The sequence below is a fragment of the Modicisalibacter luteus DSM 23508 genome, assembly GCF_000378505.1.
GTDB lineage: Bacteria > Pseudomonadota > Gammaproteobacteria > Pseudomonadales > Halomonadaceae > Modicisalibacter > Modicisalibacter luteus.
The window spans coordinates 81,941-94,690 of sequence record NZ_KB899999.1 but is presented as its reverse complement, the minus strand read 5'-3'; the positions used below and the strand labels follow the sequence as shown (position 1 = coordinate 94,690).

Annotated in this window: 13 protein-coding genes; 5 read left to right on the top strand and 8 right to left on the bottom strand. The window is 63.3% G+C overall.

Annotated elements, in window-relative coordinates:
• Nucleotides 1–84: 84 nt before the first annotated feature.
• The 3 genes from F568_RS0116180 (at nucleotide 85) to gloA (F568_RS0116170) (ending at nucleotide 2,905) form a co-directional block, all read left to right on the top strand.
• Nucleotides 85–645: a gluconate 2-dehydrogenase subunit 3 family protein gene (locus tag F568_RS0116180; RefSeq protein ID WP_156817469.1), complete on the top strand. Its 561-nt coding sequence runs from the start codon at nucleotides 85–87 to the stop codon at nucleotides 643–645.
• 49 nt (nucleotides 646–694) lie between these two features.
• Nucleotides 695–2,278 carry a GMC family oxidoreductase gene (locus F568_RS0116175; protein ID WP_019019801.1) on the top strand — a complete coding sequence of 528 codons (1,584 nt, stop codon included), beginning with the start codon at nucleotides 695–697 and terminating at the stop codon, nucleotides 2,276–2,278.
• Nucleotides 2,279–2,371: 93 nt separating this feature from the next.
• Nucleotides 2,372–2,905: a lactoylglutathione lyase gene (gene gloA / locus F568_RS0116170; protein WP_019019800.1), complete on the top strand. Its 534-nt coding sequence runs from the start codon at nucleotides 2,372–2,374 to the stop codon at nucleotides 2,903–2,905.
• A gap of 87 nt (nucleotides 2,906–2,992) precedes the next feature.
• Here the strand turns inward: gloA (F568_RS0116170) and gloA (F568_RS0116165) are convergent, their stop codons facing one another.
• A complete protein-coding gene (gloA, locus tag F568_RS0116165; protein ID WP_019019799.1) occupies nucleotides 2,993–3,529 on the bottom strand; it encodes a lactoylglutathione lyase in 537 nt (178 codons plus the stop codon).
• Nucleotides 3,530–3,668: 139 nt separating this feature from the next.
• Here gloA (F568_RS0116165) and F568_RS0116160 point away from each other — a divergent pair, with 139 nt between their 5' ends.
• Both F568_RS0116160 and F568_RS0116155 read left to right on the top strand, forming a co-directional pair.
• Complete coding sequence (locus F568_RS0116160) at nucleotides 3,669–4,403, top strand: OBAP family protein (protein ID WP_019019798.1); 735 nt, start codon at nucleotides 3,669–3,671, stop codon at nucleotides 4,401–4,403.
• Nucleotides 4,404–4,416: 13 nt separating this feature from the next.
• Nucleotides 4,417–5,199 (top strand): Crp/Fnr family transcriptional regulator, encoded by a 783-nt coding sequence (locus tag F568_RS0116155; protein ID WP_019019797.1) that lies wholly within the window; start codon nucleotides 4,417–4,419, stop codon nucleotides 5,197–5,199.
• Nucleotides 5,200–5,416: 217 nt separating this feature from the next.
• Here the strand turns inward: F568_RS0116155 and F568_RS0116150 are convergent, their stop codons facing one another.
• From F568_RS0116150 to F568_RS25290, 7 genes are all read right to left on the bottom strand, one after another.
• The gene (locus F568_RS0116150; protein WP_019019796.1) at nucleotides 5,417–6,544 is read right to left on the bottom strand and encodes a lipocalin-like domain-containing protein; all 1,128 of its coding nucleotides are present in this window, start codon (nucleotides 6,542–6,544) and stop codon (nucleotides 5,417–5,419) included.
• On the bottom strand, nucleotides 6,541–9,024 hold the full coding sequence (locus tag F568_RS0116145; RefSeq protein WP_019019795.1) for an ABC transporter permease: 2,484 nt from the start codon (nucleotides 9,022–9,024) through the stop codon (nucleotides 6,541–6,543). Before F568_RS0116145 ends, F568_RS0116150 begins: the two co-directional genes overlap by 4 nt.
• The gene (locus F568_RS0116140) at nucleotides 9,021–9,686 is read right to left on the bottom strand and encodes an ABC transporter ATP-binding protein (RefSeq protein ID WP_019019794.1); all 666 of its coding nucleotides are present in this window, start codon (nucleotides 9,684–9,686) and stop codon (nucleotides 9,021–9,023) included. Before F568_RS0116140 ends, F568_RS0116145 begins: the two co-directional genes overlap by 4 nt.
• Before the next feature lie 217 nt (nucleotides 9,687–9,903).
• Entirely contained in the window at nucleotides 9,904–10,899 is a 996-nt protein-coding gene (locus F568_RS0116135; RefSeq protein WP_019019793.1) for a metal ABC transporter solute-binding protein, Zn/Mn family, read from the bottom strand.
• 31 nt (nucleotides 10,900–10,930) lie between these two features.
• Nucleotides 10,931–11,821 (bottom strand): metal ABC transporter permease, encoded by an 891-nt coding sequence (locus F568_RS0116130; RefSeq protein WP_019019792.1) that lies wholly within the window; start codon nucleotides 11,819–11,821, stop codon nucleotides 10,931–10,933.
• A complete protein-coding gene (locus tag F568_RS0116125) occupies nucleotides 11,809–12,546 on the bottom strand; it encodes a metal ABC transporter ATP-binding protein (protein WP_019019791.1) in 738 nt (245 codons plus the stop codon). The genes F568_RS0116130 and F568_RS0116125 overlap by 13 nt, the downstream gene beginning before the upstream one ends.
• Entirely contained in the window at nucleotides 12,546–12,692 is a 147-nt protein-coding gene (locus F568_RS25290) for a hypothetical protein (RefSeq protein WP_169338679.1), read from the bottom strand. Before F568_RS25290 ends, F568_RS0116125 begins: the two co-directional genes overlap by 1 nt.
• Nucleotides 12,693–12,750 lie beyond the last annotated feature (58 nt).

Below are 12,750 nucleotides of genomic sequence, written 5' to 3'. Positions count from 1 at the left end.
CCCGGCATCGCAACCTACAACGACAAACGGGCGGCCAGCGACTCAACGTTTCAACGTGGCCAGTCCGAATGGGGAGATTTCGCCATGTTCTCACGCCCCTTATCGCGCCGTGTGTTCCTCAAGTCGAGCGGTGGTGCGCTCGTCGGGACGCTGGCCTTTGCTACGGGCTCCATCGCCCTGCTGGCACCAAGCCGCAGCTGGGCAGTGACTACGGAGCTGCTCACGACCCACGAGGGTGAGGTGCTGTTGCAGTTCACCCGCCATGTCTTTCCCCACCGTGACCTGGAAGATGCCGTCTACGCGCTGGTAGTCAAGGACCTCGACCGCCAGGCCGACACCGATCCCGAGACCCTGACGTTGCTGCGCGACGGCGTGACAGCACTGGATCGCCAGGCTGGTGGCGACTGGCTGGCTCTCGATGCAGCGCAGCGCCAGGCCAGCGTGGCCGAGGCCGCTGGCTCGGCATTCTTCGAGAAAATCCGCTCGTCCGCCGTGGTGTCGTTGTACAGCAATCCGCTGGCCTTCGCCCATTTCGGCTATCAGGGCGAGGAGGGCGACATGGGCTATCTCTTCAAGGGCTTCGATGACCTCACCTGGCTGCCCGACCCGGGCGTCCCGGATAGCGGGCCGATACCCGGCGTCTGAAACATACAACCATAACGACAAGACGATGCTTTCTTGAGGAGAACACGCCATGGCGCAGTTCGAGAATCGCAAGTCCTTCACCCATGACGACGATAGTGTCGTGGTGATCATCGGCTCCGGAGCGGGTGGCGGTACCCTGGCCAATGAACTGGCCCAGCAGGGCATCGACGTAGTGGTACTGGAAGCCGGTGCCCTGCATGACCGCCCGGATTTCCTTGCCGATGAGTGGCCGGCCTTCAGCCAGCTCTCCTGGCTCGACAACCGCACCACCTCGGGCAGTTGGCGAATCGCCAAGGACTTTCCCAACCTGCCGACCTGGATCTGCAAGACGGTGGGGGGCACCACGACGCACTGGGCCGGGGCCAGCCTGCGCATCCAGCCGCATGAGTTTGCGGTGCGCACCCACTATGGCGCGCTGGAGGGCGCCAACCTGCTCGACTGGCCGATAGGTTATGACGAGCTGGCGCCATACTACGCCCGTGCTGAGGACAAGATGGGCGTGACTCGCACCAACGACATTGCTGGGCTGCCGGGCAACAACAACTTCAAGGTGATGCATGCCGGGGCGCAGAAGCTGGGCTACGAATGCAATACCGGGCATATGGCGATCAATAGCCAGGCACGTGACGGTCGGCCGGGCTGCCAACAACGCGGCTTCTGCTTTCAGGGCTGTCGTTTCGGTGCCAAGTGGTCGACGCTATATACCGAATTACCCGCAGCCCTGGTCACCGGGCATGCTGAGCTGCGTACCAATGCCCATGTGGCGCAGATCGAACACGATGCCAAGGGGCGAGCGACCGGGGTCACCTACTTCGACAAGGACGGCAAGCTGCACCGCCAGAAGGCACGCCTGGTGGCGGTGGCCGGCAACTCCATCGAGACGCCGCGGCTGCTGCTCAATTCGGCGAGTGCCATGTTCCCTGACGGCTTGGCCAACAGCTCGGGACAGGTAGGGCGAAACTATATGCGTCATATGACCGGCTCGGTCTATGCCACTTTCGACGAGCCTGTGCATATGTACCGCGGTACCACCATGGCCGGGATCATCTCTGCTGAGGCTGGGCATGACGATTCACGTGGCTTTGCCGGCGGCTACGAGATGGAAACCCTATCGCTGGGCCTGCCGTTCATGGCGGCGTTTCTCGATCCCGGCGCCTGGGGTGAGAAGTTTACCGGCGCCATGGATCAGTATGCGCATATGGCCGGCATGTGGCTGGTCGGAGAGGACATGCCCCGCGAGACGAACCGCGTCACGCTCAACCATGAACTCAAGGATCAACACGGCCTGCCGATTCCCAACGTTCATTACGATGACCATCCCAACGATGAGGCGATGCGCGAGCACGCCTACCAGAAAGGCAGTGAGCTCTATGCGGCGGTGGGCGCCCGCGACATCTACCGCGTGCCGCCATACCCGTCGACGCATAACCTGGGCACCTGCCGCATGAGCGCGAAGGCGCAGGACGGGGTGTGCAACGCATACGGCCAGACACACGACATCCCCAACCTGTTTATCTCCGATGGCAGCCAGTTCACCACCTCGGCAGCGGAGAATCCCACGCTGACCATCGTCTCGCTGGCGATCCGCCAGGCCGAGCACATTGGCCGGATGATGAAGGAACGCGTGGTGTAAGCCTGCCCGCTTCATCCTGATTTCCATCTGGGCGGCGCCGGCAGGCGCCGGGCCGCCCATTCTTGCCTTTCATACCTGATCAAGGAGTACGACATGAGCTTCAGTGGCGAACAGCATCCCGGCGTCGAGTCTCCGCCCAGCGAGGCCAACGGCTTTCGCCTCAACCACACCATGCTGCGCATCAAGGATCCGCAGCGCTCGCTGGCGTTCTATACCCGGGTCTTCGCGATGCGTGTATTACGCAAGCTGGACTTCGAGGAAATGGGATTCTCGCTCTACTTCCTGGGCTGCCTGGAGGATGACGAAAGGATTCCCGAGGATGCCGGGGAGCGTACCGTTTGGACATTCCAGCAACGTGGTCTGCTTGAACTCACTCATAACTGGGGGACAGAAGAACAAAGTGACTTTTCCTACCACGACGGCAATACCGAACCGCAGGGCTTCGGCCACCTCTGCTTTTCGGTCCCCGATCTGGATGCCGCCATTGCCTGGTTCGATGCTAATGACGTGACCTACGTGAAGCGCCCGGAACAGGGCAAGCTGAAGGATGTCGCCTTCATCAAGGACCCGGATGGGTATTGGCTGGAAATCGTTGAAGCAGCACGCCTGGCCGATCTCGGGCGTTGATTGCCCTGCAAGGGTGGTGGGGTTGCTACCCCTGCACTAGCTGAAAGGAGGGCAGCACGCCCGGGCCGTGGCTCGGGCGTACGTAGGTTAGCGACCTGCCTGGGTCATCAGGGCCGGCTCGATGATCTCGATCCAGTAGCCGTCAGGGTCTTTCACAAAAGCCACACCCTGCATCTTGCCCTGATCGGGACGCTTGACGAATTCCACCTCGTTGCGATCCAGCCAGTGCACTGCCGTGGTCAGGTCAGGGACCGAGAAACAGATATGGCCGAAGCCCTGCGGCTCGGCATTGCCGTCGTGGTAGGCGAAGTCGGCCTTGTCCTCGCTACCCCAGTTGTGGGTCAGCTCAAGTATGCTGCGCTGACTGAAGGTCCACATGGTGCGCTCGCCGGGATCCTCAGGCACCTGGTCCTCTTCCTCGAGCCGTGCCAGGAAATAAAGGGTGAACTGCATCTCGGGAAAATCCAGCTTGCGCAGCAGGCGCATTCCGAACACGTGACTGTAGAAGGCTAACGAGCGCTGCGGATCCTTGATGCGCAACATGGTGTGATTGAGCGTGAAACCGGACGTTTCCTGGGGAACGTGCGCCTCGACGCCCGGGTGCTTTTCGGTGAATAGTGTCATGGTCGCCTCTCCATCTGCAGTGTGATGCGAAAGCTTAGCGCACCCCGGGGCAGCATCTCATCCCCTTCGCTGGCTTGGCTCGATACGGGCTCTTGGCTAGTGTTAGACAGACACGGAGCCTGAATGCCAGGGAGGCACCATGAAACGCAGACCAACCGTCAATCGACGCCACAGCCCGGTCCAGCCTCCAGGGGCAGACAAGGGGGCGTGGCTGGCCGTGCTCGAGCAGGGAGCCAACCTGCTGCAGGACAAGTCGCCAATGAAGGGCTTCGATGTCTATGTCGTCGGCTTTCATTGCGCCAAGTGCGATCCGCACATGCAGATGGAAGCCCACCATTACTGCAAGGTGGTTAACGACGACTTTCTGCAGTGTCTGATTTTCGACGGAAATACGTCGAATGCCAATCTGATCGGTATTGAGTACATCGTTTCGGAGGCGCTGTTCGAGAGCTTGCCGGCCAATGAGCAGAGCTATTGGCATCCCCATAATTATGAAGTGTTCTCCGGCGAACTGATCGCTCCCGGGATTCCCGAAGCCGCCGAAACGGCGTTCATGAAGCGTCTGGTGAACAGCTACGGCAAGACGTGGCATACGTGGCATACCGGCCATCACGATGGCGACCCGGGTGACGCCCTGCCCATGGGCGAGGCGAAATTGATGTGGTCTTTCAACCGCCTGGGGGAGTGCGACGAGACGCTCAAGCGCAATCGCGATCAGGCCATGCAGGTCGACGTCGACAGCAAGGCCCGCGACCGCCAGACTTACCTGGAACTGGCTCATCCACAGCGCGGGGTGAATGCCCTGGCCGGTGCGTTCAGCCATACCCAACCGGTACCGGGAGTGGAGGATATCGATGACGCGTCGCATGCATAGGCGACACAGGCTCATGTCGTCCGGGTCGGGGGCGGGGCGTAGTGGAAATACCGACAGGGAGAGCTCGGCTTCGATCGACGCACTGATCTATCGGTTGGGCAACTTCATGGAGCTGTCCGAACCGGACAAGCAACGACTTCGTGAATCAATCGTCCGCTCGATCACCGTGGAGAAGGGCAAGAACCTCATTAGCGAGAACGAACGTCCCGACCATGTGCATATCGTCGTCGATGGCTGGGCCTGTCGTTACAAGCATCTGGCCGATGGCCGGCGGGCCATCCTGGCCTACCTGATTCCCGGCGATGTGTGCGATGTGCATATCGCGTTACTCGACCACATGGATCATTCAGTCAGCACCCTGACATCGGTCACGTTCGCCCTGATACCCCGCGAGACGGTCAACCATATCTTCGAGAACTACACCTCGCTGGCTTATGCCTTCTTCTGGGCTTCGTTGGTCGAGGAGTCCGTACAGCGGGAATGGTTCGTCAACAATACCGGCCGGCCAGCCGACAAACGCCTGGCGCATCTGCTTTGCGAAATGCAACTGCGTCATCGAGCCGCCGGCCTGACCCAAGAAAACTGCATCGACTTTCCTTTGACCCAGCAAGACCTGGCCGATGCCATGGGGATCACCGTGGTGCATACCAATCGAGTGATGCAGAAGCTGCGTGGCGACGGGCTAATCGCCTACGACAATAAACAACTGACCATCCATGACTGGGAAGCGTTGAAGGCATTCGGGGACTTCGATCCGGGCTATATGCACCTCACCGAAGAAGCCTTGAAGCAATAAGCAATAAAAAGCCCGGCCAATAGGCCGGGCGTTCTAGCGCTGCTTTCCTTGCATCATCACAGGCGTCCTGCCCGTGCTTCCTTGGTACGTGAGCCTTCCCTGTGCTCGGTCTTCCCTGTTCGAGCCTCTCCCTGCCCGATGGCGCATATGGTCTCAGGCCTGTGGGCCACATTAATTAACTTGGTTAAAGTTTTGTGAAATTCTTTTCACTGCCTGTTCAATAGCCGGTCATTTCCAGGTAGCCCTCGCCGACATGACTGCCTTGCAAGGTGACCATGCCCTCCCAGTAGGGAAATGACGTGCCCATCCATTGCTCGGGGTGGACCGCGCTTACGGTAACATCGAGCCCGTGGTCGGGTGCCTCGACTCGCCAGGTCGTGGGCAATTCCCTACTGGCCACGTCATCTGTTTTAACCGGTGTCAGGCGCAGGGAGCCCTCGCCCAGAGCAGTCACCTGGCCCTGAGGCGTGATCCAGCTACCGGAAAGGTAGTCCCCCTCTTCACTGCCGCCGCCGCGCAGACGAAAGGCCATCAGCTTGGCACCGCCAGCGAGGTGCAGCGAGAACCAGTCCCAACCGCGCTGAGTCGCGCCCAGCAACTGGCTGCTCCATTCCCGGTCCAGCCAGGCCCGTCCGGACACGACGATCGGCTCGTCGCCGAGGCGCAGCGTGCCTTCGACCTGGTAGAACGGCTGGCTGTAGTACATCGAGCCCTGGCCATCGGCAGACTTTTGACTGAAACCGTCCTCACCATGGCGGACCAGGGGGCCCTGTGCAGTCAGGGCGAGACGATAGGCGAAGTCGTCGGCCTCGGCGCGTACCGTTAGTTGATCGAGCCCGGCGTCGGCCGAAACGGCAGCCAGCGACCAGTCATCGATCCAGGCGGAAAACGGGGCTGCCATCACGCCTGCCTGGCCCTGGCCGGCGGGCAGGGCCATGCCGCGCGCGAACTTTTCGGCGAAACGGTGCCCCTGCGGCGTCGAGAGGGCGGCGTGGGCCATCCACAACTGCCTGTCCTGCCACGGGGAATCGCTTGCCTCGTCGTTGTTGCCGGTCTCGGGCGCCAGTGCCTGGCGGAACAGGGTCCACTGCACACCGAATGGACGGCCATCGGCACTTTCCAGATTGGCCGTCAGATACCACCATTCGATGCGAAAGCCGGGATGCGGGCCATGATCCTCGGGAAAGGCCAGCGCGTGCCCCGGCCCGGCTTGGGCGAAGCCGCTCGCCTGCTCGCCCAGGCCGGCATAGCCGGCCTGCGGGGACGTGTCTTGCGGCCAGAATGCCTTGCCCAGGCCGGCAAGGATCACCGTTGCCAGCAACAGCAGCAGGGTGGAACGTTTCATATAGCGGCAAACTCCTGTAGCAACTGGCGTGGCGGCACGCGCCATAGCCGCCAGGCGGGGAGCAGCGTGGCCAGGGCGGCAACGAATATGGCCAGCACAATCGTCATGGCGATCTGGCTCGGGAAGATATGCAGCGGCAGCCGCCAGCCAAAAGCGGCAACGTTGATGACCGCCACCAGCGCCCAGGCCAGACCTATGCCCAACGGGATGGCCAGCACGGCGGTGCCCGTCGCGGCTGACACCAGCTGACCGAGTTGCAGCCCGATCAGTTGCCGGCGAGAGACCCCCAGCGCCCATAGCGGCGCCAACTGGGCACGCCGCGCCCCGGCTTGGGCCAACAGGGTAGTCAGCAATGCCAGTCCGGCCACGGCCAGGGTCAGCGCATTGAGCGCTTGAGTAATGGCGAAGGTCCGCTCGAAGATCTCGGTAGCGGTACGTTTCACGGCGCCCTGGTCGACCACGGCGTCGCCGCCCAGGCCAAAACGTTCGCGTAACGCTGCCTGTAGTCCGGCAACGTCGCGTGACCCTGGACGTAGTACGACGCCCAGCGAGCCCGGAGTTGCGGCGAACTTCTCGGTCAGATGGGAGGCCGACAGTACGGCCTCGCCACGCGGGTTACCGTAATCGGGATAGATCGCGGCGACCGTCAGCATCACGGGGCCCTGCGGGCTGCGCAAGTGTAGCGGGTCGCCGGGCGCCAAGCCGTCACGGTGGGCAAGCTGCTCGTTGATGAATGCGCCATCGCCTGCGTCCAGTGCCTGCCACGCTGCTTCATGGCCCGTGGCGGTGTCCAGCAGCGGCCAGGACTGGCGCATTATCGGGGCCGGCGTGATGCCGAACAACGCCAGTGTGCGCCCGGTAGTCTGTCCCTCGGCATCAAGTCTCGGCGCCTCGGCATGGCGTGCCTCCAGCAATGCCTGGACCTCGTCCTGGCCTTCGAGCCACGCGGCCACATCGGTGTACTGGGCTTCCGGGGGGCGCACATACATGTCCGCCAGCAGGCGCTGATCGAGCCAGTCGAGGAAGGTCAGACGGAAACCGCCGACCATGCTGCCCACGCCGAGGTTGGCGGAAAGCGCCAGCAACAGGGCCATCATCGGCAACTGCAGGCGGGGAAGCTGCAGCTGCAAGTCGGCCAAAGCCCATTGCAGACGCGGATGCGAGCGCAGGCGTCGGGAGAGCAGCCCCAGGCTACCGGCCAGCAGTGGCGGCAGCCATAGCGATGCGCCCAGCAGCAGTGCGGCGACCATGGCGAAGCCCAGCGCCAGCTCCTGAGGGTTGGGTTGGTGGTCCAGTCGCCAGCCGAGCCACAGGGCCACGCCCAGCAGGACGGTACCGGCCCCGGCCTGCAGACGCAGTTGGCGATGCAGTCGGGCGCGCCAGGCCTGGGCCTTGCCGAGGGCGAGGATGTCGAGACGTGCAGCTCGCCACAACATGCCGAAACCGGCCGAGAACAGCCCGCCAAGCGTCACCGCCAGGCCGCCCAGCCAATAATACCAAGGCAGGGACAAGTGGCTGGCGACGTCGGTATCGTAGAGTGCATCCAGGCTGGCGGCCACGTCGGGCAGCAGTAAACGCGCCAGCACGACTCCGCTCACGATACCCAGTACGGCGCCGAGCAGGCCGATCAGCAACAGCTCCAGGGCCATCGCGATGATCAGTGTGTGGCCCGGCACACCCAGGGCGCGTAGCGTGCGCAGCATGCCCAGGCGCTGCTCCAGGGCCAGGCCGAGGGCGGCATGCACGATGAACAGCCCGACGATCAGCGCCAGCAATCCCATGGCGGTCAGATTGAGGTGGAAACTATCCGTGAGCTGTCCGGGCGAGGCCAGTGCAGCGGCGGATTGGCGAACCAGGGTCGGCGGCAGGGCAAGGGACTGCTCGGGTGCGACGACCAGCCGGCTCAGCGTCTCCACGCCCAGCAAGCGCTGGGCCACGCCGATATCGGTGACCAGCGTACCCGGCGGCAGGCTGGGGTCGGCTTCCAGCGGCGGCAGGCGCGAATCGGCGCGGGCAGCGTCGGCGTTCTCCGGAGCGATGCGGGCGCGATGTGGGGGAAGGATCCAGTCGCGTAGCGATGCCGCATCGCTTTGTTGCCGCGCCAGGCCCGACTCGCCGGGCAAGGTCAGCGGATCGATACCGATCACGCGCAGGGACGTACCGTCGCTCAGGGTCAGGTCGCCCTCGACCAGTGGCGACACCGGTTCGCCGGCACGCCGCAAGGACAGGTAGGTAACGAGGGACAGAGGCTGGTTGTCGCGGCGAGTGACGCTGTCGAGGCTGGCACTGAACAGGGTCTCGGCACGCGCATAGCTGTCGCGAGCCGAGGCGTTGATCGCCTGCACCCCGCTCCACAGTGCACTGGCGACCCACAGCCCGAGCAGCAGCATGGCAAGCTGGCCGGGGTGACGCCGGTAATGGCTAAAAAGGGTCAGCCAGGTCGTGCGTAGTACTCCGGGGCTAGCCGTTCCGGGCCTCATGGATCGGCCTCGGCCAGGCGTCCACGTTGCAGGTGCAGGCAGCGGTCGAGTGGGGTGGCGACACGCGCACTATGGGTGACCATCAGCAGGGCACAGCGACTTTCCTCGATCAGCTCCCGCAGCAGGTCGAGTACCTGATCGGCGGCGGCCTCATCGAGGTTGCCGGTGGGCTCGTCGGCGAGCAGCAGGCGAGGCTTGGCGGCCAATGCCCGGCCGATCGCCAGGCGCTGCTGCTGGCCGCCGGATAATTGTTCCGGGTAGCGATCGTTGAGCCCGGCCAGACCCAGCCGGGCCAGTAAATATTGTGCCCAGTCCGTATCCTCGCGCCCGGCCAGACGGGCCTGCAGGGTCAGGTTGTCGGCTACCGACAGGCTGGGTACCAGATGGAACTGCTGAAAGACCAGGCCCAGGCGCTGGCGGCGCAGCTCGGCACGGCGCGGCTCACTCAAGCTGGCGATCGACTGCCCCTCGAAGATCACGTCGCCGCGATCCGGCGTATCCAGACCGGCGGCCAGATGCAGCAGGGTCGATTTGCCGCTTCCCGACTCCCCCATCAGTGCCAGGCTTTCGCCGGGCGCCAGTTGAAGGTCGACACCGTCCAGTACGTGCAACGGCCCCTGTGGGGTGGGGTAGGTCTTGGTGAGGTTGGTCAATTGCAGCATAAGGCGGCCTGAACGCGAGCGTGTCCCTGCGCATAGTAGCAAACCTGGGCAGGGTTCCGCGGTCGGAGACGAAACGAAAGGAGCGGGACAAAACGAAAGAACCGCCCGGGTGGGCGGTTCTGAAACTTCATTGCAGCGCCACGGAAGAACGACACTTCCTTCAACAGGGCACTGGCCTGTTCCTGCAGCGATCGTCCGGTGGTGCTCGATTGCTTGATTATTCGGTGTTTCCGGCCAGCGCGTCGTGAATCAGCGTGGCGTTGTGGCGCATCATGCCGGCGTATGTGCTGGCCTCGCCGCTAGCGGCCAGGGCACCGGAGTAGAGCGTGCCGGCAATCGGCAGATCGGCCTCTTCGGCGAGTTGCTCGATCAGCGCCGGGTTGGTGATGTTCTCATGGAACAGCGCTTTGACCTGGTTCGCTGAGAGCGTGTCGATGAGGCGGCCCATCAGCGCCGCGGAAGGTTCGCTGGCCGTGCTCAGGCCTACCGGGGAGAGGAAGCGCACGTCGTAGGCATCGGCAAAGTAGTTGAATGCATCATGCCCGGTGACGACCAGGCGATTTTCCGAAGGAATATCCGCAATCAGGCGACGTATCTCTTCATCCAGCGCGCCGAGTTCGTCGTGATAGGCCCTGGCATTCTGGCGATACGCCTCGGCGTGGTCCGGGTCGGCCTCGATCAGGCCATCGCGGATATTGGTCACGTATTGCTGGGCACGTGACACGTCAAGCCAGGCATGCGGGTCCGTGTCACCATGATCGTGCCCTTCATGGGCGTCGTGAGCACGGTCCGCATGGTCATGATCTTCATGCGCATGTTCTTCGTGCTCATGATCATGAGCATGGCCTTTGTGATCGCTGTGTTCATGGGCTTCGCCATTCAAGGGCTCGATCCCCTCGCTGGCAATGACCAGAGGGCCCTGGTAGCTACTTGCCTCGATCAACCGCTCCATCCAACCTTCCAGTTGCAGGCCATTGAAGACCACCAGATCGGCTTCGGCAATGCGACGGGCATCGCCGGGGCTGGGTGTGAAGGCGTGGGTGTCGCTGTCGCGCCCGACCAGTGGCGTAACGTTGACCTGCTCGCCACCCACCTGCTCGACCATATCGGCGAGCACGCTGAAGCTGGTGACGACGCGCAGCGGATCCGCCCAGGCGGGCAGGGCGAGGCCGGTGGTGCCAGCGATCAGGCCGAGGGCAAGCAGTCTACGCATGGAACGTTTCCTTTCGTGAGGGAGTGACAGGTTATGCCGAAGCTGCGCCGTTGCGTGACGTGTCCAGCGGGGCAGCGCGCCGACGCAGGCGGACGAGAAGGCTGTTGTAACGGCCAAACAGCGCCGACAGCAGGTAGGCGATGCCGGCCAGCAGGATGATGCTCGGCCCTGACGGCAGGTCGAGGTGATACGACAGCAGCAGCCCGCCGGTACTGGAGAGCATGGCAATAACGATGGCCAGGCCCATCAGGCCTTCCAGACGCTTGGACCAGAAGCGTGCAGCGGTGGCCGGCAGCATCATCAGGCCTACGGCCATCAGCGTGCCCAGTGTCTGGAAGCCGGCCGTCAGGTTGATTACCACCAAGCCCAGGAACACCCCCTGGATCAGGCCGGGGCGCACGCCTTGTCCGCGCAGGAACAGCGGGTCCAGACACTCCATGACCAGGGCGCGGAACATCACTGCAAGCAGCAGTAAGGTCGCTGTGCTCACTGCCGCGATCAGCAGCAGGGCGGTGGTATCCACGGCAAGGATCGAGCCGAACAGCACATGGGTCAGATCCACGCTGCTGCCGCCCAGCGAGACGAGCATGACCCCGGCGGCCAGCGAGATCAGATAGAAGCTAGCCATAGCCGAGTCCTCGCGATGACCGGTCATCTGCGAGACCCCGCCGGCCAGACCGGCGACCACCAGCCCCGAGAGTATGCCGCCCAAGCTCATTGCCGGCAGCGAGAAGCCCGCCATCAGGAAGCCCAGCGCTACGCCGGGCAGGATGGCATGTGCCATGGCATCGCCGATCAGGCTCATGCCGCGCAGCATCAGGAACACACCCAGCGGAGGGGCGGCAAGCGACAGGGCCAACCCGGCGATCAGAGCCCGGCGCATGAAGCCGTAATCGGCCAGGGGAGCGATCAGGTCGAGCATGGCGAGGAATCCGAAAGGTTCAGGGGGACGAAGGGAGCCTGGCTTGTCAGGCCCGTGACGCCATGGCGCTCGAGCACCTCTTGGGGGGTGGTCCACTGGCCATGGCCACCAGCGAGCAGCAGTACGCAATCGGCCAAGCGCGCCAGATGCTCCAGGTCGTGCAGCACCACGACAATGGTGGAGCCTTGGTCGGCCATGTCGCGCAATACCTGGATGAGTATGTTGACGGTATCGCTATCAACATTGGCGAAGGGTTCGTCGAGCAGCAGCAACTCGGCTTCCTGCATCAACGTGCGGCCGAGCAGGGCGCGCTGACGCTGGCCACCGGACAGCTCGCCGAGAGGCCGGTGGGACAGCTGGGTGATTCCCAAGCGCTGCATCACGTCGCGTGCCTGACGGTACTGTGAGGGGCGATAGCCCTTGAGTGCCCCCCGGGTCGGCCAGCTACCGGTCATTACCAGCTCTTCGACGCTCATCGGAAAGCTCAAGTCGAGGGCCAGTTGCTGGGGCAGCCAGGCTCGGCGCTCCTTGGGTACGTCACAATCGATACGCCCAGCCAGTGGGGGCAGAATATCCATGATGCCTTGAATCAGAGTGCTCTTGCCGGCGCCATTGGCACCGATCAGTGCAGTGATCGCGCCATCGGGAAAGCTGCCCGACAGCCCTTCGAGGACCGTACGTGCCCCCTGGGCCAGGGACAAGTTGTCGAGACGCAGGTGTGACATTATCCCCAGACTCCCATGGCCCAAGCCACGGCCATCCACAGCAGGGCCAACGGTGCCGCGGCCATCATCAAGCGGCGGCGTGCCGACAGCGACATCAACGAGAAGTGACAGGGCCCATCGGGCCGGTGATGGTGACGATGCGCCATGAACGGAACTCTTCGGTAATGAGGCGGAGGTTATAACATAACAAAAAAGCCTCGCCTA